Source organism: Rheinheimera sp., assembly GCF_037442525.1.
Lineage (GTDB): Bacteria > Pseudomonadota > Gammaproteobacteria > Enterobacterales > Alteromonadaceae > Pararheinheimera.
In genome coordinates this window covers 21,457-47,969 of record NZ_JBBIQD010000010.1, presented here as the reverse complement: position 1 = coordinate 47,969, position 26,513 = coordinate 21,457, and the positions used below count along the sequence as shown (strand labels likewise).

Annotated in this window: 20 protein-coding genes and 1 pseudogene; 14 read left to right on the top strand and 7 right to left on the bottom strand. The window is 53.9% G+C overall.

Annotated elements, in window-relative coordinates; all coding sequences use genetic code 11:
* Positions 1 to 214 precede the first annotated feature (214 nt).
* Positions 215 to 637: a methylglyoxal synthase gene (locus tag WKJ03_RS14095; protein ID WP_337842861.1), complete on the bottom strand. Its 423-nt coding sequence runs from the start codon at positions 635 to 637 to the stop codon at positions 215 to 217.
* A gap of 262 nt (positions 638 to 899) precedes the next feature.
* Between WKJ03_RS14095 and WKJ03_RS14090 the strand changes: the two genes are divergently transcribed.
* The 13 genes and pseudogenes from WKJ03_RS14090 to WKJ03_RS14030 all read left to right on the top strand — a co-directional run bounded on the left by WKJ03_RS14090 (position 900) and on the right by WKJ03_RS14030 (position 19,765).
* Positions 900 to 3,542, top strand: a complete 2,643-nt coding sequence (locus WKJ03_RS14090; RefSeq protein WP_337842860.1) for a TonB-dependent receptor — start codon at positions 900 to 902, stop codon at positions 3,540 to 3,542.
* 61 nt (positions 3,543 to 3,603) lie between these two features.
* Complete coding sequence (locus WKJ03_RS14085) at positions 3,604 to 4,311, top strand: SDR family oxidoreductase (protein ID WP_337842859.1); 708 nt, start codon at positions 3,604 to 3,606, stop codon at positions 4,309 to 4,311.
* Between the two features lie 38 nt (positions 4,312 to 4,349).
* Positions 4,350 to 6,692 (top strand): glycoside hydrolase family 2 TIM barrel-domain containing protein, encoded by a 2,343-nt coding sequence (locus WKJ03_RS14080; RefSeq protein ID WP_337842858.1) that lies wholly within the window; start codon positions 4,350 to 4,352, stop codon positions 6,690 to 6,692.
* A gap of 12 nt (positions 6,693 to 6,704) precedes the next feature.
* A complete protein-coding gene (galE, locus tag WKJ03_RS14075; protein WP_337842857.1) occupies positions 6,705 to 7,736 on the top strand; it encodes a UDP-glucose 4-epimerase GalE in 1,032 nt (343 codons plus the stop codon).
* 34 nt (positions 7,737 to 7,770) lie between these two features.
* Positions 7,771 to 8,832: a UDP-glucose--hexose-1-phosphate uridylyltransferase gene (locus WKJ03_RS14070; RefSeq protein WP_337842856.1), complete on the top strand. Its 1,062-nt coding sequence runs from the start codon at positions 7,771 to 7,773 to the stop codon at positions 8,830 to 8,832.
* The gene (gene galK / locus WKJ03_RS14065; protein ID WP_337842855.1) at positions 8,832 to 9,983 is read left to right on the top strand and encodes a galactokinase; all 1,152 of its coding nucleotides are present in this window, start codon (positions 8,832 to 8,834) and stop codon (positions 9,981 to 9,983) included. Before WKJ03_RS14070 ends, galK begins: the two co-directional genes overlap by 1 nt.
* Entirely contained in the window at positions 9,980 to 10,957 is a 978-nt protein-coding gene (locus WKJ03_RS14060; RefSeq protein ID WP_337842854.1) for an aldose epimerase family protein, read from the top strand. Before galK ends, WKJ03_RS14060 begins: the two co-directional genes overlap by 4 nt.
* 26 nt (positions 10,958 to 10,983) lie before the next feature.
* Positions 10,984 to 12,543 (top strand): sodium/sugar symporter, encoded by a 1,560-nt coding sequence (locus WKJ03_RS14055; protein WP_337842853.1) that lies wholly within the window; start codon positions 10,984 to 10,986, stop codon positions 12,541 to 12,543.
* Positions 12,544 to 12,545: 2 nt separating this feature from the next.
* On the top strand, positions 12,546 to 15,137 hold the full coding sequence (locus tag WKJ03_RS14050) for a hypothetical protein (RefSeq protein ID WP_337842852.1): 2,592 nt from the start codon (positions 12,546 to 12,548) through the stop codon (positions 15,135 to 15,137).
* A 77-nt stretch (positions 15,138 to 15,214) separates the two neighbouring features.
* The gene (locus WKJ03_RS14045; RefSeq protein WP_337842851.1) at positions 15,215 to 16,645 is read left to right on the top strand and encodes an MFS transporter; all 1,431 of its coding nucleotides are present in this window, start codon (positions 15,215 to 15,217) and stop codon (positions 16,643 to 16,645) included.
* Positions 16,575 to 17,663 carry a LacI family DNA-binding transcriptional regulator gene (locus tag WKJ03_RS14040; protein ID WP_337842850.1) on the top strand — a complete coding sequence of 363 codons (1,089 nt, stop codon included), beginning with the start codon at positions 16,575 to 16,577 and terminating at the stop codon, positions 17,661 to 17,663. Before WKJ03_RS14045 ends, WKJ03_RS14040 begins: the two co-directional genes overlap by 71 nt.
* Before the next feature lie 794 nt (positions 17,664 to 18,457).
* Positions 18,458 to 19,231, top strand: a pseudogene (locus WKJ03_RS14035) (PAS domain-containing protein); the annotation flags it as partial.
* Positions 19,232 to 19,261: 30 nt separating this feature from the next.
* Positions 19,262 to 19,765: a methyl-accepting chemotaxis protein gene (locus WKJ03_RS14030; RefSeq protein ID WP_337842954.1), complete on the top strand. Its 504-nt coding sequence runs from the start codon at positions 19,262 to 19,264 to the stop codon at positions 19,763 to 19,765.
* A gap of 127 nt (positions 19,766 to 19,892) precedes the next feature.
* Here WKJ03_RS14030 and ilvC read toward each other — a convergent pair whose 3' ends face one another.
* Complete coding sequence (gene ilvC, locus WKJ03_RS14025) at positions 19,893 to 21,368, bottom strand: ketol-acid reductoisomerase (protein ID WP_337842849.1); 1,476 nt, start codon at positions 21,366 to 21,368, stop codon at positions 19,893 to 19,895.
* 141 nt (positions 21,369 to 21,509) lie between these two features.
* Between ilvC and ilvY the strand changes: the two genes are divergently transcribed.
* The gene (gene ilvY / locus WKJ03_RS14020) at positions 21,510 to 22,406 is read left to right on the top strand and encodes an HTH-type transcriptional activator IlvY (protein WP_337842848.1); all 897 of its coding nucleotides are present in this window, start codon (positions 21,510 to 21,512) and stop codon (positions 22,404 to 22,406) included.
* Between the two features lie 27 nt (positions 22,407 to 22,433).
* Here ilvY and WKJ03_RS14015 read toward each other — a convergent pair whose 3' ends face one another.
* The 5 genes from WKJ03_RS14015 to petA form a co-directional block, all read right to left on the bottom strand.
* Complete coding sequence (locus WKJ03_RS14015; protein WP_337842847.1) at positions 22,434 to 22,853, bottom strand: ClpXP protease specificity-enhancing factor; 420 nt, start codon at positions 22,851 to 22,853, stop codon at positions 22,434 to 22,436.
* Between the two features lie 4 nt (positions 22,854 to 22,857).
* The gene (gene sspA, locus WKJ03_RS14010; RefSeq protein WP_337842846.1) at positions 22,858 to 23,487 is read right to left on the bottom strand and encodes a stringent starvation protein SspA; all 630 of its coding nucleotides are present in this window, start codon (positions 23,485 to 23,487) and stop codon (positions 22,858 to 22,860) included.
* Between the two features lie 68 nt (positions 23,488 to 23,555).
* Complete coding sequence (locus WKJ03_RS14005; protein ID WP_337842845.1) at positions 23,556 to 24,296, bottom strand: cytochrome c1; 741 nt, start codon at positions 24,294 to 24,296, stop codon at positions 23,556 to 23,558.
* Positions 24,296 to 25,555 (bottom strand): cytochrome bc complex cytochrome b subunit, encoded by a 1,260-nt coding sequence (locus WKJ03_RS14000; RefSeq protein ID WP_337842953.1) that lies wholly within the window; start codon positions 25,553 to 25,555, stop codon positions 24,296 to 24,298. The genes WKJ03_RS14005 and WKJ03_RS14000 overlap by 1 nt, the downstream gene beginning before the upstream one ends.
* Before the next feature lie 14 nt (positions 25,556 to 25,569).
* Positions 25,570 to 26,160, bottom strand: a complete 591-nt coding sequence (gene petA, locus WKJ03_RS13995) for a ubiquinol-cytochrome c reductase iron-sulfur subunit (protein ID WP_337842844.1) — start codon at positions 26,158 to 26,160, stop codon at positions 25,570 to 25,572.
* Positions 26,161 to 26,513 lie beyond the last annotated feature (353 nt).

Sequence of the window (26,513 nt, the reverse complement as noted above, 5' to 3'; positions counted from 1 at the left end):
TCTATCCAAAGCGAGGGAAGGCAAAGAACTAAGCAGACCGTCTTTGGCATGGATGCCAAAGCCGAGCCTATAGGGATATATACACGGCGTGTCTGCGTGAGCTTTGCCTTTTCCGCTGCATCGAAACCAGCTAATGAATAGATAAGCAGTTTTTTGCATCAAAACTGTTTATCTGATTGGCATTAACAGCATTAGTGGTTTTTTTACCTTGGCATCACAGCCTGTTATTGTGCGCTGAGAAATCCGGCACAGTGCGCTGGTAGTCCTGCGCTACCAGGGTGGAGTGCACAATAAAGTCGGCTGTGGCTTTGTTACAGGCCACCGGAATATTCCACACCACGGCCAGCCGGATCAGCGCTTTGACGTCCGGGTCATGCGGCTGTGATGACAATGGATCCCAGAAAAACACCAGCCAATCGATTTGTTGTTCGGCAATTAAAGCGCCAATTTGCTGGTCACCGCCCAGTGGACCGCTGGCCAGGCATTTCACCGGCTTTTGCAGCACCTCGCCCAATAAGCGCCCTGTGGTGCCTGTCGCCACCAGCTCTTTGTCCTGGAAAAAGGCCGCATGCACCTTCACCCACTCCAGCAATTCCGCCTTTTTCCCGTCGTGCGCTACCAAAGCTATTGTTTTCATTCTGAGTTCCCGTCATCCGCTCGTCAGCCTTGTTGTACCACAGCCCATCATTGGGAAACAGCGTCTGCTGGTTTTACCAGAAATACAGGAAATCGCTTTCTCAATTTATCTTAATAAAAAACATACACTTGACAAATATTAACCTGTATAAACCAAATATTTTTTGGTAAACGTTTTCCTTAAGTGGTATAAATAAACACCAGTCAGGTTCATAACCTGCAAAACAACAACAAACATCACTTCGGTACGACAGGGGTAGGCAATGACAGCTCGATTCCAGAAAACTGCTGTAGCACTGGCTATGGCACAGATTTTAGTCACAACTCCGCTGCTGGCTCAGCAGCAAGACACTGAACAAACAGCTAAAAAAGCCGAACCTTCCATCGAGGTGATCGAAGTTCGTGGTTTTGGTGCGTCGCTCAGTAAATCCTTAATGCAGAAAAAACTGGCTGAATCCACAGTGGAAATTGTCACCACCGACGATTTAGGTCAGCTGCCTGATGTGACCATTACCGACTCGCTGGCCCGCCTGCCCGGCATCGCCGCCGAGCGTGACCGGGGTAATGCCAGCAGCATTTCCATTCGTGGTTTGGGTGCCCGTTTAAATGCGGCCACCATGAACGGCCGCGAAATTGTCAGTGCCGAACCCAGCCGCGACGTGCGTTACGAGCAGTTCCCTGCCGAGCTGATTAACTCAGTAGAAGTGTACAAAAGCCCGCTGGCGTCGAACCTCGAAGGCGGTATTGCCGGGCTGGTGAATATGAACTTTGTCAGCCCACTGGCCAAAGACAAACGCATGATCACCATTACGGGCAACCTGATGGATTACCCAATGGCGGACGATCTGCCAGGTGCCGATGGTACAGGCAAAAAAGGTTCCTTCTCGTACGTCGACCAGTGGACCGACAATTTTGGGGTGGTGTTTGGCCTGACCTATCAGGACCAGCCATCTATTCAGCGTGAAACCGCGTCTTACTCTTACAACAAAACCGACGCCGATATGGGTGACGTGAACGGCGACGGCATCAAAGAAGTAGCCCCCTGGGGTGGTAAAGCCGGCACCAAGCTGGGCAACAACGAACGTGTTGGCAGCCTGATGATCCTGGAATGGCAACCCACTGAAGCGCTGAACTTTAAATACGACCTGTTCTACTCTGAGTTCGATATTAAAGAACGGGAAGACCAGTTCTGGTTTGACGGCTGGGGTAACTGGCAGGACAGCAGCAACTGGAACTACAACAACTCAGCCACAGCCCCGACCATCATCACCAAAGCCGATGGCAGCCAGCAAATTACCGGCGGCGGCCTGCTGTGGGGCGCCCATTCAGCCAACAACGCCACCTGGTTCCAGAAAAACGACTTACTGAGCACAGGCCTGAAAACCACCTTTACCGGCGATGTCTGGACCTCCACTCTGGATCTTGGTTACTCAGAAGCCAGCATTGAATCCCGCTGGGTGAACCTGACCTCGGCCTACAATGGCCCTACCCCGCTGGATATCGGCTGGAGCAATGCCGGTGGCCGTTTAGGCATTTGGGTCAACGAAGATATTGGTAACCCGGATTATTACACTTTGTCCGGCATGAACGTTGACACCGACCGCGACCTGACCGATGAGATGCTGTCTGTGCGCACCGACTTTGAACGAGGCTTGGACTGGGGTGTGGTGGAAAGCCTGGTGCTGGGCCTGCGTTACAGCGACCGCGACAAAGACAACGACGTACAAAGCTGGTGGCAGCCGGTCACCAACAGCAGCCTGACCGATTATGGCTTTAGCTACAGCATGGGTGGTGATTTCACAGCACCGGCGCTGTACGGTATAAACAACTGGGATCAGGTGGTCAGCGACGCCTTTGGTGGCATTGATAACCGCAGTGAACATGAAAAAACCGACACAGACCGGGTGTCGTCCTGGCATGTCACCGAAACCAACACGGCCGCTTACGCCATGTTCAGAATGGCAGGCGAGTTGGGCGATTTGCCTTACACCGGTAACTTCGGTGTGCGTTATGTCCGCACCGATTCCACCTCCAGTGGCTACCAGTTTAAAGACGGCGTCTATTCGCCAGTGTCGGTTGACCATGACTACGCCGAAATTCTGCCGGCGCTGAATATGATCTTTAACCTGTCAGACGAAGCGCAAGTGCGTTTTGGTCTGTCACGCGCCCTGTCCCGTCCGCCGCTGATTGAAATGCGCTCGGGCTTCCAGCTGGACGCGCAAAGCCCGGTGAAAACAGGGTCAGGTGGTAACCCAAGTCTGGATCCGTTTGTCGCCAACCAGGTGGACCTGGGCTTTGAATATTACTGGTCGGAGAAACATGCGTTTTCAGCGTCAACCTTCTTCAAAGACCTGACCACTCATATCGGCAGTGCCACTGAACCAGTGACTATTGATGGCGTGCTGTACCAGTTTACCGGCCCAATTAACGGCGACGGTGGTCAGATCAAGGGTATCGAGCTGATGTATCAGCGCGCACTGGATATGCTGCCAGAGCCGTTCGACGGTTTAGGCTTCTACGCCAACTACTCACTGACCGACAGCAATGTGTATGAGTTTGTACCAGCCGATAACCCAATGCCGCTGGGTGGTTTGTCCAAACACGTCGGCAGCCTGACCCTGTGGTACTACAAAGCCGGCTATGACGCCAAGCTGTCGTACAACTACCGCAGCGCCAATACCCGGGTCGGCAGCTGGACACCAACTGAGATCACCCGTGCGGACGCCGAGGCAACCTTAGACGCCAGCCTGTCGTACGAAGTGACCGAAAACTTCAAGGTCATGCTGCAGGGGCAAAACCTGACCAACGAACCTGCGGTGACCTACTTTGATAACGACCCAAGCCGTCCGGCCAATTACACCGAGTGGGGTCGTCGTTTCCTGCTGGGCTTCCAGCTGAATATGTAATTCCCACAGACGTAACCAGACTGGCCCTGCGTGGCGGGGCCAGCTTTCCGAGGTAAATGGTGTGACTCTGCATTCCCCCCACGTACTGCTGACAGGTGCTTCCTCCGGGCTTGGCCGCGCCATTGCGCTGCGTCTGGCTCAGGCTGGTTACCGCTTGAGTTTGTGTGGGCTAAATGCAGAGAAACTGCAACACAGCCTCGACCTGTTACCCAGCCAGAGCCCGCTGTTCGCCAGGGCTTTTAATCTGGCTGACCCGCAACAGACAGAAGTGTTTTATCAGCAGGCCACAGCAGCTTTTGGTGCTGTAGATGTGCTGGTGAACTGTGCTGGCCTGAATAACAGCAGAACTCCGGCTGAGTTGCCCGACTGGGCTGCATTGGAGCTGATGCTGCAAGTGAACTTTAAAGCGCCCGTGCAACTGATGAGCCTGGTACTGCCGGCCATGCGCCAGCAAGGCCAAGGCGACATTCTGAATGTGCTGTCCACTGTCTGTTTATTTTCCAACCCTGGTATTGCTGCCTACACCGCCAGCAAAGCCGCTCTGGACAGCTACAGCAAAGTGCTGCGCAAAGAGCTGACCGGCAGCGGCGTGCGGCTGATGTCGCTGTACCCCGGTGGCATTAATACCCAATTTAGAGCCACAGCACGGCCGGATTATCTGTCGGCCGATGAAGTGGCCGACGCTGTGCTGCTGATGTTGCAAAGCGCCCGCACCAGCCAGCTGCATGAGCTGGTACTGCGGCCTGCAGCCGAAACCAATTACGGCTGACGTCCGCAGCCATGGCCCTGATCAAAAGGAATAACCCAGTGTTAACACGAGTGATGCAGATTTTATGCTTCAGCGCCATGATGGCCGCCTGTACCCCCCAAACATCGACAGAACAGCCTGCTGCCGTCAGTGCGGCCACGGAGCTGCAGCTGAACCAGCACTGGCAGTTTTTTAAAAGCCAGATGGCGGACGCGGATTTAACCCAGGCCAGCTGGCAAGCCGTGACGTTGCCACACACCCCACAAATCGAGCCTTTACTGGTGAATAACCAGTGGCAGGGCTTTGCCTGGTACAAACGCGAGCTGACCATAGCGCCGGAATGGCAGGGGAAAACCCTGTTACTGAGATTCGAAGGCGCGATGAACCATGCCGAGGTTTATCTGGATCACCAGAAAATTGGCGATCATTTAGGGGGTTACCTGCCCTTTACCCTGGACCTGACCGACAAAGTCAAAGCCGGGCAAAGGCACCAGCTGCTGGTCAAACTGGACAACAGAGACAATGCCATTACAGGGCCAAAACCACTGCATTTGCTCGACTTTAATACCTATGGCGGCCTGTACCGTGATGTGCGTCTGCTGGTGAAAAACCCGGTGCATATTACCGATGAACAACTAGCTAACCGGGTGGCCGGTGGCGGCATTTTTGTGCGTTACCCCAAAATCAGTACCGAACAGGCCGAGGTGTCCATTCAAACTGAACTGGCCAACAGCGGCGCCACCGACGCCACCATCAGTGTACGTCAGCAACTGTTTTGGCAAGACCGGCTGATCGGCAGTACCACACAGGACCAGACCTTAGCCGCCCGCAGCACAGAGCAACTGACTCAGCTGCTGCAGGTGCAACAGCCGGCGCTGTGGAGCCCGGACCACCCGAACCTGTACCGGCTGGAAACCAGTCTCTGGCAACAGGGCCAGTTACTGGAACAACAAAGCCAGAAAATCGGCCTGCGCCAGTTCAGCTTTACTGCGGATCACCGGTTATTGATCAACGGCAACGCGACCTTTTTACGGGGTGTGAACCGCCACCAGGAACACCCTCATGTGGGGTACGCCAGCTCCGCCAACGCCGATTACCGTGACGCGGTACGGATTAAATCGGCCGGTTTTGACTACGTGCGCCTGTCGCATTACCCACATTCCAAAGCCTTTATGCAGGCGGCGGATGAACTGGGTTTAGTGCTGATGAATGCCATTTTAGGCTGGCAGTATTACAACCCGGATCCGGCCTTTAGGGCCCACACCATTCAAAGCTGCCGCGACCTCATTCGCCGCGACCGTAACCATGCCAGCGTGTTGGCCTGGGAATGTTCGCTGAATGAATCCGACATGCCGAAAGATTTTATCGCCACGCTGCACCAGACAGTAAAACAGGAATACCCTGGCGCCTATTCTGCCGGCTGGCAACATGGTTACGACATGTACCTGCAGGCCCGTCAGCACCGCCAGATGCACTACGAAACCCCGACCCAGCCTTACAATGTGTCGGAGTATGGCGACTGGGAATACTACGCACAAAACGCCGGTTTGGCACAGGACAGCTGGGCCGATTTAAAAGAAGAAGAACGCACCAGCCGTCAGTTGCTGAGCCATGGCGAAAAACGCCTGCTGCAACAGGCACGTAATGTGCAGGAAGCCCATAACGACAACCTGAGCACCCCGGCTTATGCCGACGGTTACTGGGTGATGTTTGATTACAACCGCGGTTATGCCAACGACCTGGAAGCGTCCGGCCTGATGAGCATTTACCGTCTGCCGAAATACAGTTATTTCTTCTACCAAAGCCAGCGTAGCCCGGCGATTCAGTCCAGCACCTACCAGGCTGGTCCTATGGTCTATATCGCCAGCGACTGGACCGCCAGCTCGGCGCTGGATCTGCGGGTGTTCAGTAATGCGGAGGAAGTGGAGCTACTGCTCAACGGCCAGCCGGTCGCCCGGCAGAAGCCCAGCCAGGACAAGTACTCCACCCATCTGCAGCATCCGCCTTTTGAATTTAAGCTGCCTGCCTTTACCCCGGGCACCTTAACAGCCCGCGCCTATAGTGGCGGCAAACAGGTGGCAGAGCATCAGGTCAGCACGCCGGGTCAGGCCAGCGCCATCAGGCTTGAGCTGGATACTCAGGGTATTGCCCCTGTTCCTCACGACCTGATTTTTGTGCGGGCTTACCTGAAGGATGCCAAAGGCAGCACAGTGCCAATACAAGGCCAGCCAGTGCAATTTACCAGCACAGGGGATGTACAAATTTTAAACCCGGATGTCACAGTGACTGAGCAGGGTATTGCTACAGTGGTAGTGCGGCTTGGCGAACACTTCAGCGGGGCCAGCATTCAGGCCGGTGTGACAGAGCTGTCGATACCGGCACAACAAATCACATTTGAGTAAAAGGACTGAACAATGAAGATTTTAGTGACAGGCGGTGCTGGTTATATTGGCTCTCATACCTGCGTGGAACTGCTGCAAAGCGGCCACCAGGTGCTGGTGTTGGATAACCTGGCCAACAGCAGCCTGGAAGCCATCCATCGCATTGAAGAACTGGCCGGTAAAGCGCTGCAGTTTATTCAGGGTGATGTTCGCAACGAGGCGTTGCTCGCTGAAATCTTTACGGCAGCGGCCGCGACTGGCCAGCCGGTCGATGCGGTGATCCACTTCGCTGGCTCCAAAGCGGTCGGTGAGTCGGTGCAGTTTCCTCTGGCCTATTACGACAACAACGTCAGCGCCAGCCGCACTTTAATGGCAGCAATGCAGCAGCATGGCGTTAACTGCCTGGTGTTCAGCTCCTCTGCCACAGTCTACGGCGAACCGGACCAGGTGCCGGTGACTGAGGATTTTCCGACCCGGCCTTTTAACCCCTATGGCCGTACCAAACTGATGGTGGAGCAGATGATGGGGGACCTGGTGGTGGCCGCGCCCGCATTCAGCGCCGTGGTGCTGCGTTACTTCAACCCGGTGGGCGCCCATCCGTCAGGCCGCATTGGCGAAGACCCACAAGGCATTCCCAATAACCTGATGCCTTTTATCAATCAGGTCGCGGTTGGCCGCCGGCCCTTTTTGTCGGTGTTTGGCAACGACTACGACACGCCGGATGGCACAGGCGTACGGGACTATATCCATGTCTGCGACCTGGCTGAAGGCCATGTGCGGGCGCTGGAACAATTAGCGACTAAGCCAGGTTTGCATACCTACAACCTCGGCACTGGCAGCGGTATTTCTGTTTTGCAAATGGTGGAAGCCTACCGCAAGGCCTCTGGCCAGCCGATTGATTACCAGATCGCACCACGCCGCCCGGGTGATATTGGCTGTTATTACGCCGACGCCAGCAAAGCGGCGCGTGAACTGAACTGGCACGCCAGCCGCGATTTAACCCAAATGGTCACAGACGGCTGGAACTGGCAGCGCCAGAACCCCAGCGGTTATGCCAAAGATTAAGTTTTGACTAACGCTCAACCCGGAGTTTTCAGACATGTCTGAATTTGAAGCCAAAGATCACCCGCACCGCCGTTATAACCCGCTGACCGGGGACTGGGTGCTGGTGTCGCCGCACCGTGCCAAACGCCCCTGGCAGGGCCAGATTGAAAAAGCAGACACGGAGCAGAACCCAGGTTATGACCCGAGCTGCTTTTTATGCCCGACCAACACCCGGATCTCGGGCGATCTGAACCCGGATTATCAGCAGCCTTTTGTGTTCACCAATGACTTTGCGGCCCTGATGGACAACACCCCTTTTGCTCATCAGGCCGACGACGAGCTGTTCCAGCTGAAATCCGAACGTGGCACCAGCCGGGTGATTTGTTATTCACCGGATCACAGTAAAACCATGCCGGAACTCAGCACCAGCCAGATTGAAGCCATAGTGCGCACCTGGATTGGTCAATACAAAGAGTTGTCGCAGCAGTACAGCTGGGTGCAGGTGTTTGAAAACAAAGGCGCTATTAACGGCTGCTCCAACCCGCACCCGCATGGCCAAATCTGGGCCAGCAGCACAGTGCCGACCCTGCCAGCCAAAGCCGACGCGGCGCAGAAAGATTACTTTCAGCGCCATGGCCGTTCGCTGTTAGTGCACTACGCCCACACAGAGCTGCAAAACGGCGAACGCACAGTGGTGGCCAACGCCGACTGGCTGGTAGTGGTGCCGTTTTGGGCCAGCTGGCCCTTCGAAACCCTGGTACTGCCGTTATTCCCGGTGGCGCGAATGGAGCAGTTAACCGACGCGCAACAAGCCAGCCTGGCCGATATTCTGCAGCAGCTGACCATTCGTTACGACAACCTGTTCCAGTGCGCTTTCCCTTATTCCATGGGTTGGCACTGCGCGCCGTACAGCCCGGGCCAGGCCGAAGCCGAACACAGCCACTGGCAATTGCATGGCCATTTCTACCCGCCACTGCTGCGTTCAGCCAGCATCAAAAAATTTATGGTCGGCTACGAAATGCTGGCCGAAACCCAACGTGATATGACCCCGGAACAGGCCGCAGAACGTCTGCGTGAGTTAAGCCCTGTCCACTACAAACAGCAAGGTACCCACTGATGTCTCTGATTGAACAGGTAAAAGCCGAATTCCTCCGCCATTATCAGCAACCAGGTGAACTGGTGTTCCGTGCCCCGGGCCGGGTGAACCTGATAGGCGAACACACCGACTACAACGACGGTTTTGTGTTGCCTTGCGCTATTAACTACGACACGGTGATTGTGGCCCGCCCACGCCAGGACGACCTGGTGCGGGTACTGGCGCTGGATTACAGCCACCAGACCGATGAGTTCAGCCTCATTGCGCCACTTTCGCATCACGCCACCCAACAATGGTCCAACTATGTACGAGGTGTGGCCAACAGTCTGCTGCAAAAAGGCTTTGCGCTGAAAGGCTGCGACCTGGCGATCAGCGGCAATGTGCCGCAAGGCGTGGGGTTAAGTTCCTCTGCGTCACTCGAAGTCGCTTTGGGCCTGGCCTACAGCACCATCGCTGGCATTGAACTGTCCAGCCGCGACAATGCACTGAACGGTCAGCATGCCGAAAATACCTTTGTTGGCTGCAACTGCGGCATTATGGACCAGCTGATTTCAGCCCAGGGCCAACAAGGCCATGCGGTGCTGATTGACTGCCGTAGCCTGGACAGCAAAGCCGTACCACTGCCTGCAGGCCTCGCTGTGATGATCATCAACTCCAACGTCAAACGTGGCCTGGTCGACAGCGAATACAACACCAGACGTCAGCAATGTGAAGCAGCCGCCGCCACTTTTGGCGTCAAGGCGCTGCGGGATCTCAGCCCGGAATTACTGCAAAGCCGCATCGGCGAGCTGGACCCACTGGTGGCCAAACGCGCCCGCCATGTGGTGACCGAAAACGCCCGCACCGAACAAGCCGCAGTGGCGCTGGCGCAAGGCGATATCGCCCGTTTAAGCCAGCTGATGGCGCAGTCGCATCTTTCCATGCGTGACGATTTTGAAATTACCGTACCGGCCATTGATTACCTGGTGGAGCTGGTGGGTGCCGAACTGGGCCAGACCGGTGGCGTTCGTATGACAGGCGGTGGTTTTGGTGGTTGTGTGGTGGCTTTGGTGCCAGAAGCTCAGGTGGAGCCCATCAAAGCACTGATTGCCGCCAACTATGCAGCAAAAACCGGTTTAACCGCCGATGTGTTTGTCTGCACTGCCAGCCAGGGCGCGGAGCAAGTGGCGTGAGTGCGGCTTTTACGCCAATCCGCTTAACTGATGGCGCTGGCCTGGAGCTGGAGCTGCTGCCTTTTGGCGCCAGCATCCAGCGCATCCGTTTTCATGGCACTGAAGTGACAGTCGGTTACAGCGACCCGGCAGCGTATCAGCACAACCCCTTTTATTTAGGTTCAACGGTTGGCCGCTTTGCTAACCGAATCGCCAAAGGCCAGTTCAGCCTGAACAGCCAACACTATCAGTTGCCGGTCAATAATGGCCCTAACCATTTGCATGGCGGACCGGACGGCTGGCACCAGCGCCATTGGCGCGTATTGGATCAGAAAGCCGATTCAGCTCTGCTGTACCTGTGCGCTGAAGATGGCGAAAACGGCTACCCCGGCACGGTGGAAGTCTGGCAACGCATTGTGCTGCAACAAGGCGAAGTGCGTTTGTTGTTTAAAGCACAAAGCAGCAAAGCCACCCCACTCAGCCTGACCAACCACAGCTATTTCAACCTCAATAGCAGCGATGCGCCGGTTGGTAACCATCAGTTGCAGATCTTCAGCGATCAGTACCTGCCCACCACAGCAGAGGCCATTCCGACTGGTGAGATTGCTACGGTTGCAGGCACGGCTTTTGACTGGACCCTGGGCCAGCAGGTGGCACAGGCCTTAGCGGCAGAGCACCCTCAGCTGGAACTGGCGCGCGGTTTTGACCACAGTTATGTCTGGCCCAACTGGCAAGCTGGCCAGCTGCCACAACGCCAGGCCCGGCTGTATTCGCCAGAGTCCGGCATTGCGATGGAGCTCTGGTCGGATTTACCAGCAGTTCAGCTCTATACCGGCAATTACCTGGACAGCCCCTTTGCCCAGCGCCAGGGCCTGTGCCTGGAAGCTCAGCATTGGCCGGATGCGCCGAACCAGCCGCTGGCGCCATCCGCCATTTTATGGCCGGGCGAGCTGTATCAGCACTGCATCTCCTTCCGTTTCAGCCAACAACAATAAACGTCATGACGTACAGGGTATAACTTATGTTAAGTAACTTGGATCTCAGCATTCTGGTCATCTATGTGATTGGCCTGCTGGTTTTGGCCTGGTGGATTTCCCGCGACGAGGGCAATCATCAGAAAGACACCAACGATTATTTCCTGGCGGGCAACAGCCTGCCCTGGTGGGCCATTGGTGCCTCGCTGATTGCGGCCAATATTTCGGCTGAGCAAATCATCGGGATGTCCGGCTCAGGTTACGCCATAGGTTTGGGTATTGCCTCCTACGAGTGGATGGGCGCCCTGACGCTGATTATTGTCGGTAAGTACTTTCTGCCTGTTTTCCTCAAACGCAAAATCTACACCATGCCGCAGTTCCTGCAGCAACGCTTTGATAACCGCGTGCGCACTACGCTGGCGCTGTTCTGGCTGGGTGTCTATGTGTTTGTGAACCTGACGGCGGTGCTCTGGTTAGGCGCGCTGGCCATTAACACCATGACAGGGCTGGACTTAACTGCCAGCATGCTGATTTTAGCGCTACTGTCGGTGGCGTATTCCTTATACGGCGGCTTAAAAGCCGTGGCCTACACCGACATTATTCAGGTGGTGCTGCTGGTGGCCGGTGGTTTATTTCTGTCGACCTTAGCGCTGCAGCAACTGGGCGATGGCGCCGGTGTGCTGGCCGGTTTAGACCGTCTGTTTACCGAAGCGCCGGACAAATTCGATATGATCCTGACGCCGGACAACCCGCATTACGTCAGCCTGCCGGGTATTTCGGTGCTGGTAGGTGGCCTCTGGGTGATGAACCTGTCGTACTTTGGCTTTAACCAATACATTATTCAGCGCACTCTGGCCGCCAAAGACTTACCAGAAGCACAAAAAGGCATTGTGTTTGCCGCCTTCCTGAAGCTGTTAATGCCGGTGATTGTGGTGCTGCCGGGCATTGCTGCCGTGCTGATCCTGCCAGAGCTGAGCAAACCAGACCAGGCCTACCCGCAACTGATGAGTCTGATGCCTGCCGGTGTCAAAGGCCTGATCTTCGCCGCGCTGGTGGCTGCCATTCTGTCCAGCCTGGCCTCGATGACCAACAGTGTCGCCACCATTTTCACCATGGATATTTACGCTCAGTTGAAACCTAACCAAAGCCAGAAACAATACGTGCTGGTCGGCCGTGTGGTCAGCCTGCTGGCGCTGGTGCTGGCACTGCTGACCGCCGAACCGCTGTTAGGCAAATTCGAGCAGGCCTTCCAGTATATTCAGGAGTTCACCGGCTTCTTTACCCCGGGTATAGTGGTGTTATTCCTGCTGGGGATGTTCTGGCGCAAAATGACCGCCACTGCCGCCTTAGTGGCCGCGGTCGGCTCAGCGGCGCTGTCACTGCTGTTTAAGTTCCAGCTGCCAGAGCTGCCATTTATGGACCGTGTGGGTCTGGTGTTCCTCTGCTGTCTGGGCCTGGCCGTACTGGTCAGCCTGCTGAAGCCGGAAGATAACAGCGGCAAAGCGGTTGAGCTTGCCGATATTCAATTCGACACTCGTGCCAGTTTTAACTGGGCTTCTGTTGCGGTCTGCCTGGTGCTGGTCGCCTTCTACGCAACCTGGTGGTAAGAATGAAAAACTTCACAAGAATAGCTGGGCTGCGGCCTTCCCTGCTGATGATGGCGCTGGCCTTGGCCAGTGCCAGTCTGGTCACTGCCACCGCCACTGCGGCCCCGCAGGGCCCGGTGAAAGTCGACAACGGCGTGATGCGCTGGGCGGACGGTTCCGAAGTGGCGTTGTTTGGCGTGAACTACAGTGCGCCTTTTGCCTATGGCTACCGCTCACTGAAACGGCTGGGCGTGGACCATAAAGCGGCGATCCGGATGGATGTGGCCCATATGGCGCGACTGGGTCTGGACGCCTACCGTGTGCATTTATGGGACCGCGAGCTGGCCGATGACGAAGGCAACCTGCTGCAAAACGAGCACCTGGAGCTGTTCGATTATTTGCTGTCCGAGCTGGAAAAACACCAGATCAAGGTGATCATCACCCCGATCGCCTGGTGGGGCAGCGGCTATCCGGAGCCGGATCCGGTCGAAACCGGTTTTGCCCGCCACTACAGCAAAAACCAGATGAACGAAAATCCAGCCGCTATTGCCGCCCAGCACCGTTACCTGACCCAGCTGATGGCGCACAAAAACCCGCTGACGGGCAAAACCTATGGCCAGGACCCGAACATTATTGCCTTTGAGCTGTTTAACGAACCCAAACACGGCCAGGCGCCTGCCCACAGCGCGGCTTATATTCAGGGCCTGATAGATGTGGTGCGTAAAGCCGGTGTGAGCAAACCCCTGTTTTACAACACCAGCGAACAAGGCAACCAGCCTGACTTTGCCAAAGCCCTTTGCGAAACCTCAATAGACGGGGTCGCCTTTCAGTGGTACCCAACGGGCCTGCTCAAATACAGCGCTATTAACGGCAATATGCTAAGCGCAGTGGCGGCTTACCATAACCCTTTTGCTGGTATTGAACAGTGCCAAAGCAAAGCCAAAATGGTGTATGAATTTGATGCGGCCGACGTCGCCGCCAGCACTCTATATCCGGCGATGGCGCGTAGTTTCCGCAGCGCCGGTATGCAATGGGCGACCCAGTTTGCCTATGACGCTGCTTACGCCGCTCATACCAACTCGGAATACAACACCCACTACCTGAACCTGCTGTACACGCCGTCCAAAGCCATCAGTTTGATGATTGCCGGCCAGCAGTTCCGCCAATGGCCACGCCAGCAACAAGCAGCAGCCTACCCGGCCAGCAATATTGCAGGCAATGTCACACTGGACCCGCAGGCCGATGTCGCCCTGCTGCAAAGCGACAGCCAGTTGCTGTACAGCAACAGCACGGCCGCCACAGCCAAAAATATCAAACAACTGACCCAGATTGCCGGTGTGGGTTCGTCGGCCTTAGTGCAGTACCAGGGCAATGGCGCTTATTTCCTTGATAAACAGCAAGACGGCCTGTGGCGTTTAGAGCTGTATCCGGACGTGCTGGAATTACAGGACCCTTACCAGAATTCCAGCCTGCGCCGCGAAGCCCGCCGCCTGTACAGCGCCAGCCGCAGTCTCAGAGTGCAGCTGCCGGATTTAGGCCAAAGCTACCAGCTCAAAGCCATTAATGCCGGTAACCACAGCAACCAGCAAACCAAAGCTGGCACAGTGCAGGTTCAGCCTGGGGTGTACCTGCTGGCCAAAACGGCCGCTCAGCTTGGCAGCGCCGCCATCGACAGCACCTACCTTCTGCCTGAGCTGAAAACCACAGAGTTAGCGGTAGAGCACCACAGCTCGCGTGAAGTGACGCTAAACCAACAGTTGCCACTGAGCTTCCGTATAGGTAGCAGCAAAGCACCAGAAAAAGTGGAGCTCCTGGTGCGTTACCAGGGGGACCGCCAGTTCACGACACTACCGCTGCAAAGTACCAACACCGGCTTTGGCGGCGATTACCAGCTGCAGCTCAACACCACAGAGCTGTTTAACCGCCCTGGTGTGCTGGACTATGCACTGGTAGTCACAGAAAACGGCAAGCAACGCAGTTTCCCAGGTAATGCAGAGGGCAGCCCGCAGGACTGGGACTTTGTGCAGACCCAAGCCTACTGGCAAACCCGGCTGGTCGAGCCCGGCTTACCGGTGCGGCTGTTTAGTGCCGCGCTGGACCAAAGCGCCAGCCAGTACCCACAGCAGGCCAGTGTCGAACCGCGCTGGCTGACGACCTCGGACGGCATGGCATTGCAACTGGGCATTAGCGATATCAAAGCCCAGCCGACGGACGCAGTGCCGCTGCTGAAAACCACTTTAAGCCCGAACCTGAAACTCAGCGCTTATAACCTGCAGGGCTACAACAGCCTGTCGGTAAAACTGCGCAGCTATCAGCCACAGCAACTGCGGCTGGCGCTGTTAGATCAGGATGGCTTGGCCCATGGTGCTGAGTTTGGCGTGAAAACCGGCTGGCAGCAGGTGCTGATCCCGCTGAGCCAGTTGAAGCCGGTGGATACTGTGCTGCCACAGGCTTACCCAACCTTCTCGTCGCCGTTACTGCCTGCGAGTCAGGTTCAGCCAAAACCACTGCAGCTACACCAACTGCAAGGCCTGCAACTGCAGTTGCTGCGCCAAAGTGGCCAGAGCGGCTGGCAAGGCGTCGAGTTGGCCGAAGTCAGTCTGCTGAAGCGTTAAGCCTGAAAAGGCCGGTTGCTGAAGAAATTCAGCCCGGCCTATAATCGGTTTTGCTTCAAAGCCAGAACCCGCAACTTATGACCCCAACCTCAGCCCCGACTGCGTTGCCAACAGGCCCTAAGCTGGCGTTGGGCTTTGGTTTTTTATCCACCTTTTTTGCCAGTCAGTCTGTGGCTGTGCTGGCTATTCCTTATTACCAGATGACCTTGGGGCTGGACCCTGTTCTGCTGGCACTGGCGCTGACTTTGCCGCTGCTGCTCGGTAGCCTGTTAGGCCCCTGGGTTGGTCATTTATCCGACCACAGCCAGAGCCGCTTTGGCCGGCGTAAACCCTTTATTCTGCTTGGCTCCTGGGCCAGCTGCATCAGCTTTGGTCTGATTTGGATGGTGCCTGCCGGCTGGGCCGACTGGGCACAGCTGCTGTATTTTGTGCTCTGCTCCTTGTGTTTTTATATCTGCGCCACCCTGGTGGCCGTGCCCATGACCTGCCTGGCCTACGAGATGAGCCCGGATTACCACCAACGCACCGAAATTATGGGTTTTACCAGCTATTTTCTGAAACTGGGATCCTTGCTGTACCAATGGTTATTTCCACTGGCGCAGCTTAGTCTGTTTGGCTCGGTGTTTTTTGGCATTCAGGTGGTGGGCTGGGGTGTTGGTATTCTGTTGCTGGGTGCGCTGGGCACCCTAGCCGCGCTTGGCTGCAGCGAAAAAGTGCGTGTCAGCGCCGTGGCTGCGCCGCGCCCGCCCCTGCTGAGCAGCCTGAAAACCTTGTCCGGCAATACGGGCCTGAAGGTGCTGCTTGGCCTGACTTTATTACAAATGGCCGGTGGCGCTGCTGTCGCCAGCCTGGATTATTACCTGCTGGTGTATGCGGTAAGCGCAGGCTCGATAGAACAAGGCGCTGTGCTCAAAGGCTGGCTGTCGATGGCGTTTGCCGCTTTGGGCATCTTCTCCATTCCGCTGCTGGCCAGCCTGGCCAGACGGGTCGGCAAAAAAACGGCTCTGCTTTGGGTGTATTGGCTGACACTGGCCGGAGGTATCGCCAAATGGTTTATCTACACGCCAGAAGGTGTGTATTGGTTATGGCTGGATGCTTTGCTGTGCACCGCCAGCTGGACCGCCATGACCATGCTGATCCCATCGATGATTGTTGATTTGTCGGACCAGGATGAACTCAGCCATGGCCAGCGCCGCGACGGCGCCTTTGCTGCGGTGCATGGCTGGGTCACCCACTTCAGTGCAGCTCTGGCTTTACTGACCACCGGGCTTTGCCTGAACCTAATCCAGTTTGACGCCCATCTGGGCGCGGCCCAAAGCCCGCAGACGCTGGACTGGATGCGGGCTATTTTATCCGGCGGCACTGTGCTCTTTGCATTGTTGTCACTCTGGCTGCTGCGCCACTACCAGCTGGACGCTGCCCAGTGCAGGAAAAACCGTGAGCAGCTGCAGTTACGCCAGCGGCAGCAAACTGATACTATCGGAACAGAAACAGCAGGAGCTGAATAAGAATTTTATGGTCACAATCAAAGACGTAGCCAAAGTGGCTGGCGTGTCCATTGCCACAGTGTCGCGGGTGATCCACGACGGTGGCCAGGTGGGTGATGCCTGTCGGGCCAGGGTGAAAAAAGTGATAGCCGAACTGGGCTACAGACCCAACAGCAACGCCCGCGCCCTGGTCAGCAAAACCACCAATACGCTGGGCGTGGTCACACCAAAAATTTCGATGCCGTTTTTCGGCAGCTTAGCCAGTGGCGTGGAAAAAGGCGCCCGCGAAAACAACTACAAGTGCCTGATGAGCAACTCCTTGTATGAGACTAAATCGGAGCTGGAAGCCATTGAGTCGCTGCGCGACCATAACTGCCGATCCATTATTTTGCACAGCGAATATTCCGACGAAAAAACCTTATTAAAACTGGCCGAAGAAATTCCGGGCCTGGTGCTGATTAACCGCTACATTCCGGCCATTTCCAGCCGCTGCGTCTGGCTGGACAACCAGACCGGCGCCCGGCAGGCCACTGAGTACCTGCTTAAACGCGGCCACAAAAACTTTGCCGTAATCACCAGTATTTACCAAAACGGCGACCCGGGCTTCCGGCTGCAGGGCATTCGCGAAGCATTAAAAAACGCCCATCTGGCACTGAATGAACAGGCCATTGAAGAATCCACCGCCAACCTGGAAGGCGGCGAGCAGGCCGTGAAAGCCCTGCTGGCCAAAGGGGTGAAATTTACTGCCCTGCTGGCTTACAACGACAATATGGCCATAGGCGCCATTCACGCCTTATTCGAAGCCGGCCTGCGGGTGCCGGACGATGTGTCGGTGATTGGCTTTGACGACCTGATCATCAGCCGAGTCTGCCGCCCCCGCCTGACCACAGTACATTACCCGGTGGAAGAAATGGCCAGCTACGCCACCAAACTCGCCATTGAACTGGGAGAACAGCCCGAAGCCAGCCACCACCGCACCCACTTGTTTATTCCACATTTGGTGGAACGGGATTCAGTGGCAGATGCGCCGGGGGTTTAGTTTTTTCCGGGCTGGCAGCATGAAAGCATTGTTTGAACAATCTGTTTCGTTAGCCAACGAATAGCGGGGTTTTACTCAAAGCTTTCGCCTTTGGCGAACTCTTTACTAAGCTAACTTGACGCAAAAAAAATACTGAAATGTTCGTTGAATCGACCAGAATTCCTTAGATAATTTGTTCGATCTCACAAGTTATATATTTAAACCATACAAACAATAGCTAACTTATGCGTTCGGATAAATTAGCTATTGGGCAAGAACGCGCCAATGCTGGCGCAAAAAAAGCCCGGCATAGCCGGGCAAACAACCAAGGTCCACGTAAAAACCCGGTACCTGGGGATGAGGCTTAGAGAGCCTCGCTACTAACCGACAATCTTCTTCATTGCGGTCATCTAGCCCCTTAACTTTTTACCCACCTGCTCGACCTGGTGCTGACGAATCGCTTCGTTCACCGCAATCAGACGGATATCGTCCACGCCAGTGGCGGCAGAATTTCACCTGACAGCGACTGATGCCAAAGGCGATTTCTCAAATGACGCTTCCCAATAAATAGAAATTGCGTTGGCAGTATGATGATTTGATTGAATTTATCACTTTTATCATTTTTATTGATTTTTCGTATTTACCCTGATATTCTGGCAGCATGGATTGATGTTACAGGCTAAGTGTTTTGTCGCCTGTTCTTGTATGTTCAGCAGGAACTGGACCCAAGCAAAGAAGCGCAAGTGAATTCACTGTGTTGATATCCATTGTCGACAAAGTTACGAGCGCTTTATTTCAACGATATGGGGTGACTTATGATTTTTGGCCGTAAAACGAAAGACTTAATTGAAAGCTTAACAACACAGGTGAACTTAGCTACTGCTGACCTGAGCGCTATTGAAACCTATTTAGCGGTAATTGAGTTTAGTCCCGATGGTTATGTGCTCAAGAGTAATGCGTTATTTAACTCCATGATGCGGGTGCAGCCAGATGCCATCATAGGACAGCATCACAGTAAGTTTTGTAGCAGAGACTATATAAATTCGCGTGAATACAACCAGTTCTGGTCGAGGCTAAAACAAGGGGATTGTTTCGGCGGTCAGTTTCCAAGAGTGCGCGGAGATGGACAGATCGCCTGGTTGGAGGCGACTTATTTCCCAGTCAGAAACAGTGATGGGACTGTTGAAAAAGTGATCAAAATTGCCTCCGATGTTACGGCTTCCAAAATAGAGCTTGATACAAAAAACGCAGTTTTTGATGCGATCAACCTTTCTACGGCTGTAATTCACTTTGATCCACAAGGCAATGTGCTGGAAGCGAATACTAATTTCCAACAGCTCATGGGGTACAGCGGGACTGAGCTGGTGGGACGACACCACCGGATGTTCTGTGACGAAGAGTTTTATAAAGAAAACCCTCGCTTCTGGAGTGAGCTGGCTGCCGGAAAACATTGCTCTGGACGCTACAAACGTGTAGCTAAAAATGGTCAGATTGTCTGGATTGAAGCTACGTACAACCCCATTTTTGACGGCAGTGGTCAAGTAGTACGGGTTATAAAATTTGCTTCCGACATCACAGCGGCAGTGAATAAAGAACAGGCAGTGAGACATGCTGCAGACATGGCAGGTAACACGTCAGAAGAAACCTCGGTGATTGTTGCCATAGGTGTAGAAAAGTTACTGGAAACCGTCAGCGTCACCAACACTATGGTTGGCAGAATAGGCAACGCATACCAGCAGGCGGAAACCTTGACTTCGCACGCAAAAAATATAGATGGTATCGTTGGCACCATTCGCTCTATTGCGGAACAAACCAATTTGCTGGCTTTAAATGCTGCCATTGAAGCGGCCAGGGCCGGAGATTTAGGGCGGGGCTTTGCTGTGGTTGCCGACGAAGTGCGCAGTCTTGCTTCAAGAACAGCGAATTCAACATCAGAAATTGCAACTGTGATTTCTGCAACCCAGCAGATTGTTGACTCAATGATGACTGTCATGACTGGTGTCAATCAGTCAGCTCAGCAGGTCAACGAGCGCATTAGTGAAGTTGAAGATGTGATGTCTGATATTAAAGCGGGGGCAGACAACGTGGTCAGCCAAATTTCTAACGTGATTATGACCTCTTAATATCACCTTCAGTCAGGTCGTGCTCAGCGGCCTGATTGCTGAAAAAAAAGCCCGGCATAGCCGGGCAAACAACCAAGGTCCACGTAAAAACTCGGTACCTGGGGATGAGGCTTAGGGAGCCTCGCTACTAACCGACAATCTTCTTCATTGCGGTCATATAGCCCCGTAACTTTTTACCCACCTGCTCTACCGGGTGCTGACGAATCGCTTCGTTCACCGCAATCAGACGGATATTGTCCACGCCGGTGGCGGCGGAACTTAAACCTTTACCTACATACTCAGTGCTTAACTGGTTCACAAAATCGCGCAGCAGCGGCACCGCAGCGTTGCTGAACAGGTAGTTACCGTATTCTGCAGTGTCCGAAATCACCACGTTCATTTCGTACAGGCGCTTACGGGCAATGGTATTCGCAATCAGCGGCGTTTCATGCAGCGATTCATAGTAAGCAGACTCTTCGATAATGCCAGCCGCCACCATGGTTTCGAACGCCAGTTCGACACCTGCTTTGACCATGGCAACAAACAAGATGCCGCGGTCGAAGTAATCCTGCTCGGCAATCTGTTCGTCCGACACTGGTGCACTTTCAAAACCGGATTGACGGGTTTCTTCACGCCAGCCCAGCAGATTTTTGTCGTCATTGGCCCAGTCGGCCATCATGGTGCGGGAGAACTCACCGCTGATAATATCGTCCATGTGTTTTTCAAACAGCGGACGCAGTTTTACTTTTAACTCTTCTGCCAGATCAAAAGCTTTGATCTTCGCCGGGTTCGACAGACGGTCCATCATATGGGTGATACCGCCGTGCTTCAGCGCTTCTGTGGTGGTTTCCCAACCAAACTGGATCAGCTTGGCGGCATAACCTGGCTCAATACCTTCAGCCACCATTTTGTCGTAGGCCAGGATGGAACCTGTCTGCAACATGCCACACAGAATGGTTTGTTCACCCATTAAGTCGGATTTCACTTCAGCCACGAAGGACGATTCCAGTACACCGGCACGGTCGCCGCCTGTGGCTGAAGCGTACGCCTTGGCAATTTCTAAACCCAGGCCTTTCGGGTCGTTTTCCGGGTGCACTGCAATCAGCGTTGGCACACCAAAACCACGTTTGTATTCTTCCCGTACTTCAGTGCCCGGGCACTTAGGCGCTACCATCACTACTGTGATGTCTTTACGAATTTGGGTGCCTTCTTCCACTATGTTGAACCCATGTGAATACGCCAGCGTCGCGCCTTGTTTCATCAATGGCATAATGGCCTGCACCACTGAAGTGTGCTGCTTGTCCGGCGTCAGGTTTAACACCAGGTCAGCCGTTGGAATTAACTCTTCGTAAGTGCCTACCTTAAAACCGTTGGATGAAGCGCTCTGGAACGACTTGCGTTTTTCGGCAATGGCTTCCGCACGTAAGGCGTAGCTGATATCCAAACCAGAGTCACGCATATTAAGGCCCTGATTCAGACCCTGAGCACCGCAGCCTACAATCACAACTTTCCAGCCTTTTAACAGCTGACAACCATTGGCGAACTCTTCTTTGGCCATAAAGCGGCATTTGCCTAACTGCTTTAACTGCTGACGCAGATTTAAGGTGTTGAAATAATTGCTCATACAGGTCTCACATATTCTTTGGGCCGGCTCTCTGGCACAGCGTAACAGTGGCTGACACTTCGCACTGTTTTGATGCGACTGAGAATAAAACAGTGCATTCATTGCGTGAAGTGATATATTCACAATACAGTATTTCACTTTATGCAACACAGAATGGATATCCGCACTGCACAGTTATTTCTGCATTTGGCCAGCAGCCTGAACTTTGCCCGTACCAGTGAACAGATGTATGTCAGCCCCTCCACCTTAAGCCGCACCATTCAGCGGCTGGAGCAGGAACTGCATGTGGAATTATTTATCCGCGACAACCGCTCGGTGCGCTTAACCGCCGCTGGTATCCGGCTGCAGAGTTTTGTGAAAAATTACCTGGAGCAGTGGCATCAGTTGCAGCTGGATTTGAACCAAAACAGTGCAAATCTCACAGGGGAAATCCGGCTGTTTTGTACTGTGACAGCCAGCTTCAGCCACCTGCCAGCCATTTTGGATAAGTTCCGGCTGATCTGCCCTTTGGCGGAAATTAAGTTGATCACCGGTGATGCCGGTCAGGCGCTGGACAAAGTCAAACAGGATGAAGCCGATATTGCGCTGGCGGTGTATCCGGAGCATTTGCCGATGAATATGGCGTTTCGCAGCATTGCCAAAGTGCAGCTGCAGTTGATCGCACCGGTGATCCCCTGCAAAGCCAATGACTTACTAAGCCAAAACCCGGTGCCCTGGGACCAGGTGCCGCTGATTTTGCCTGAGCATGGCCCACTGCGGGACCGCTTTGAACACTGGCGTAAACCCCGTGGCATAGAGCCGAAAATTGTCGCCAAAGCAGAAGGCCACGAAGCCATGGTCAGTATGGTGGCCTTGGGCACAGGTGTCGCGCTCGCACCTTCTATTGTGGCGCTGCAAAGCCCGGCCAAAGACAGGGTGCGTTTTATCAGCCAGCACCATGAGTTTGAGCCTTTTGATTTGGGTTTGTGTGTACTGTCGAAACGTTTGCACGAGCCGCTGCTACGGGCTTTCTGGCAAGTGGCCTCGGAATTGAAATAAAGCGGCGGGCGAACGCCCGCTTGTTGCTTATTTGATCACTTTCAGGTGAGACACTTTTTTGCCGGCAGGGGACGTGGGCTCAGGTGGCTCTGGTGAATGCTCTTCACTGTCCAGTTCGATGTCGTCGTCTTCCGTCTCGGCTTCAAACATAGTGCCTGCGCCGTTTTCACGGGCATAAATGGCCAGCACAGCTTTTAATGGCACAGAAAGCGCAAAAGGCTGGCCACCAAAACGGGCGTTGAAGCTGATGATGTCATTGCCCATTTGCAGATTGCCAATGGCTGAAGGGTTGATATTCAGCACTATCTGGCCGTTTTGCACGTGCTGTTGAGGCACTTTCACCCCACGCAAAGTCGCATTGACCACCAGATAAGGTGTCAGGTTGTTATCAACAATCCACTCATAAAAAGCACGCACCAAATAAGGCTTATTGGACGTCATTTCCATCGTATTACCCTCTTCTGATCTCACGCTCAGCAGCGGTCAGAGACAACTGAAAACCATCACGTTCAAAAATACGCCCCATATACAGGTTCAGCGTTTTGCTGCCCATACCGGACAGCTCAATGCCCATCGCAGGTAAACGCCACAATAAGGCTGCCAGATAACAATCCACCAGGCTGAATTCGTCACTCATAAAATACGGATGTTCCTGAAACAATGGTGCCATCGCCAATAAGCCTTCGCGCAGATCGCGTCGGGCTATAACTGCATCATCGCTGTGGCTCAGAATTTTTTTGGCCAGGCTAAACCAGTCCTGTTCAATACGGTGCATCATCACCCTGCTGTTGGCGCGGGCCACCGGGTACACCGGCATTAAAGGCGGATGCGGAAAACGCTCGTCCAGGTATTCATTAATAATGGGCGCTTTAAATACCGACAACTCACGATCAATTAAAGTTGGCAGGCTGCCATAGGGGTTCACCTCGTAGACATCTTCCGGCACCTGCTCTGGCCGCACTAACACGAGATCGTAGGCCACGCCTTTTTCTGCCAGCACAATCCGGACCAGATGGCTGTACAGTTCGTCTTTGTCTGAAAATAAGGTCATGCCAGTACGTCTGTTGGCGTGTTGACTCATGTTTTCCTCCACTGTTGGCAAAAATACAAAGGGGCCTGATGGCCCCTTTATCGGCGTTGGCTGCGAACTCAGTGTACGTCGCGCCAGTATTCTTTCTTCAGCAGGAAAGCGAAGATAAAGAAGATCACTAAGAAGATCATAACCTTAATACCTAAGCTGTGTGATTCCAGCTTAGAAGGTTCACCTGCGTATTCCAGATAGTTCACCAGGTCGGCCACTGTACGGTCGTATTCTTCCGTGCTCAGCTCACCTGAACCGTCGGTTTTGATACCGACATGAACTTCCACTGGTACACCGTCCACCAGACGGGTTTCGGTGGCCTCATAAGGCACCCCTTGCAATTCCTGCAGCACGTGAGGCATACCCACCATTGGGAACACTTTGTTGTTCACACCAAATGGGCGGCTTGGGTCCACATAAAATGAACGCAGATAAGTGTAAATCCAGTCCGGACCCCGAACACGGGCCACGTTGGTTAAATCTGGTGGTGCGGCACCAAACCAGCGGGCCAGGTCTTCTTTGGGGGCAGCGTTGGTGATGTGTTCACCCACTTTTTCCGCACCAAAAGCCAGAGTTGCCATACCGATATCTTCCGGAATACCCAGATCTCGGAAGGTACGGGAATAGCGCTGGTACTGCATCTGGTGACAACCCAGACAATAGTTCTGGAAAGTACGGGCACCACGCTGCAGCGATTCTTTGTCATGCAGGTTGATGGGTGCTTTGTCCAGGTGCACCGCATGGCCACCTGCCGCCATTGCGGCGCCGGATGCAACCAGCGCCAGCACAGTCAATAACTTCTTCATCATTATGATAACCTCACTGGCAGCGGCTTGGTTTTTTCGTTTTTACTGTAGAACCATAACAGGCCAAAGTAAGCGAAGTAGGTCAGCGAGAAAATTTGCGCAAACAGAGTGTAAGTTGGAGTTGCAGGCAACACCCCTAACACGCCCAGTGCGATAAAGCTGATCACAAAGTTCACCAGGTTCAGTTTGTGGAAGGTGCTGCGGTAACGTACTGAACGCACCGGGCAACGGTCCAGCCATGGCAACAGTGCCAGCAGGATAATGGCCACAAACATTGCAATGGCACCAAACAGCTGGTCCGGAACCGCACGCAAAATGGCGTAGAAGGGGGTGAAGTACCACACTGGCGCAATGTGCTCAGGGGTTTTCATTGGGTTAGCCGGTTCAAAGTTTGGTGGTTCCAGGAAGAAACCGCCGCCTTCAGGCACAAAGAAGATCACCCAGCAGAACACCAGCAGGAAACCGACCACACCCACAATATCTTTCACTGTGTAGTAAGGGTGGAATGGAATGGCATCCACAATAATTTTCTTACCACCTTTGGTGAAGTATTCATGGAATTTGAACTTCTCAGACACGTTGTCTTCGTAAGGCGTACCGTCATTGGCACGTTTCACGTCGATACCATCCGGGTTGTTTGAGCCCACTTCGTGCAGTGCGATGATATGCAGGAACACCAGAATCACCAGCACCAGAGGTAAAGCGATCACGTGCAGGGCAAAGAAACGGTTCAGCGTCGCGCCTGAAATCACGTAGTCACCACGGATCCACAGCGTTAAATCATCACCAATCACCGGAATCACACCGAAGATGGAGATAATTACCTGAGCTCCCCAGAACGACATCTGGCCCCAAGGCAACAGGTAACCCATAAAGGCTTCGGCCATCAGCACCAGGAAAATCAGCATACCGAAGATCCACAGCAGCTCACGTGGCTTCTGGTAAGAGCCATACATCATGCCGCGGAACATGTGCAGATACACGACAACGAAAAACGCCGAAGCACCGGTGGAGTGCATATAACGCAGCAACCAGCCGTAGTCGACATCACGCATGATGTATTCAACAGAAGCAAAAGCGCCTTCTGAGGTAGGAACGAAGTTCATTGTCAGCCAGATCCCGGTCAGGATCTGATTGACCAGTACCAGCATGGCCAGAGAGCCGAAGAAGTACCAGAAGTTAAAGTTTTTTGGCGCTGGGTACTGCAGCACGTGGAGATTCATTTTCTCCATAAATGGCATGCGGTATTCAATCCAGCTCATCAGATTTTTAAACATCAGGCTGTCCCCTCATCTGCACCAATCAGAATGGTGGTGTCGTCGACGAACATATAAGGTGGGATCATCAGGTTTTTCGGTGCTGGTACACCAGAGAAGACCCGGCCGGCCATGTCGTAGGTTGACCCGTGGCATGGGCAGAAGAAACCGGAAGGAATACCTTCAACCTGAGCGGCAAAATCATTAATCAGATAGGTTGGAGAACAACCCAAGTGGGTGCAGATCCCCACAGCCACGAAAATTTCTGGTTTTTTCGACCTGTGTTGGTTCTTGGCATAATCTGGTTGTTGTGGTTCTTCAGAAGCCGGGTCACGCAGTTTTTCTTCAGCTTTTGCCAGACTTTCCAGCATGGCCGGAGTCCGTTTGACGATCCACACGGGTTTGCCTCGCCACTCTACCCGGATCAGCTGCCCGTCTTCGAGTTTGCTAATGTCGGCAGTCACCGCAGCACCTGCTTGTTTAGCTTTTTCACTCGGATTCCAGGATGCTAAAAAGGGAACAGCAGCTCCAACCGCACCAACCCCACCGACCACAGAGGTCGCAATGGTCAGAAAGCGGCGGCGACCATGGTCTACAGGCGCATTGCTCATCCACTCATCTCCACGTTAAACGCTTAAATGTTGTTTTTTTAAGCGGCTGATTTTCAGCAATTATTATAAGTTGAAAAATACGGCGGATCATAAAGAAAAGCCCTGCTTTACACAAGGATTAAGCCCAATTCAATTGAGGTTGAGCGGCATTTTTTCGACGAATGCCCCTAGCCGATCACAGTGTAAATGGCCCTTTCACAAATTATTAATACTGACAATGACCCAGGCTAAAACTTTGTCAAAAAACTTAGCAGATTCAGTAAGGAAAGACAGGTTCAGCTACAAACTTTGTTGGCAGCGTGCAGGCGGCCTTTGCAACAAAACCACAAAGGTGCTCCGGCATGGAAGGCCGG

Excerpts from the sequence above, each read along its gene's own strand:
- WKJ03_RS14070 (WP_337842856.1), top strand. The coding sequence starts at position 7,771 with ATGTCTGAATTTGAAGCCAAAGATCACCCGCACCGCCGTTATAACCCG.
- sspA (WP_337842846.1), bottom strand. The coding sequence starts at position 23,487 with ATGAGTCAACACGCCAACAGACGTACTGGCATGACCTTATTTTCAGAC.
- WKJ03_RS14045 (WP_337842851.1), top strand. The coding sequence starts at position 15,215 with ATGACCCCAACCTCAGCCCCGACTGCGTTGCCAACAGGCCCTAAGCTG.
- WKJ03_RS14030 (WP_337842954.1), top strand. The coding sequence starts at position 19,262 with ATGGCAGGTAACACGTCAGAAGAAACCTCGGTGATTGTTGCCATAGGT.
- WKJ03_RS14050 (WP_337842852.1), top strand. The coding sequence starts at position 12,546 with ATGAAAAACTTCACAAGAATAGCTGGGCTGCGGCCTTCCCTGCTGATG.
- WKJ03_RS14005 (WP_337842845.1), bottom strand. The coding sequence starts at position 24,296 with ATGATGAAGAAGTTATTGACTGTGCTGGCGCTGGTTGCATCCGGCGCC.
- ilvC (WP_337842849.1), bottom strand. The coding sequence starts at position 21,368 with ATGAGCAATTATTTCAACACCTTAAATCTGCGTCAGCAGTTAAAGCAG.
- galE (WP_337842857.1), top strand. The coding sequence starts at position 6,705 with ATGAAGATTTTAGTGACAGGCGGTGCTGGTTATATTGGCTCTCATACC.
- WKJ03_RS14055 (WP_337842853.1), top strand. The coding sequence starts at position 10,984 with ATGTTAAGTAACTTGGATCTCAGCATTCTGGTCATCTATGTGATTGGC.
- galK (WP_337842855.1), top strand. The coding sequence starts at position 8,832 with ATGTCTCTGATTGAACAGGTAAAAGCCGAATTCCTCCGCCATTATCAG.
- WKJ03_RS14095 (WP_337842861.1), bottom strand. The coding sequence starts at position 637 with ATGAAAACAATAGCTTTGGTAGCGCACGACGGGAAAAAGGCGGAATTG.
- WKJ03_RS14015 (WP_337842847.1), bottom strand. The coding sequence starts at position 22,853 with ATGGAAATGACGTCCAATAAGCCTTATTTGGTGCGTGCTTTTTATGAG.
- WKJ03_RS14090 (WP_337842860.1), top strand. The coding sequence starts at position 900 with ATGACAGCTCGATTCCAGAAAACTGCTGTAGCACTGGCTATGGCACAG.
- petA (WP_337842844.1), bottom strand. The coding sequence starts at position 26,160 with ATGAGCAATGCGCCTGTAGACCATGGTCGCCGCCGCTTTCTGACCATT.
- ilvY (WP_337842848.1), top strand. The coding sequence starts at position 21,510 with ATGCAACACAGAATGGATATCCGCACTGCACAGTTATTTCTGCATTTG.
- WKJ03_RS14000 (WP_337842953.1), bottom strand. The coding sequence starts at position 25,555 with ATGAGCTGGATTGAATACCGCATGCCATTTATGGAGAAAATGAATCTC.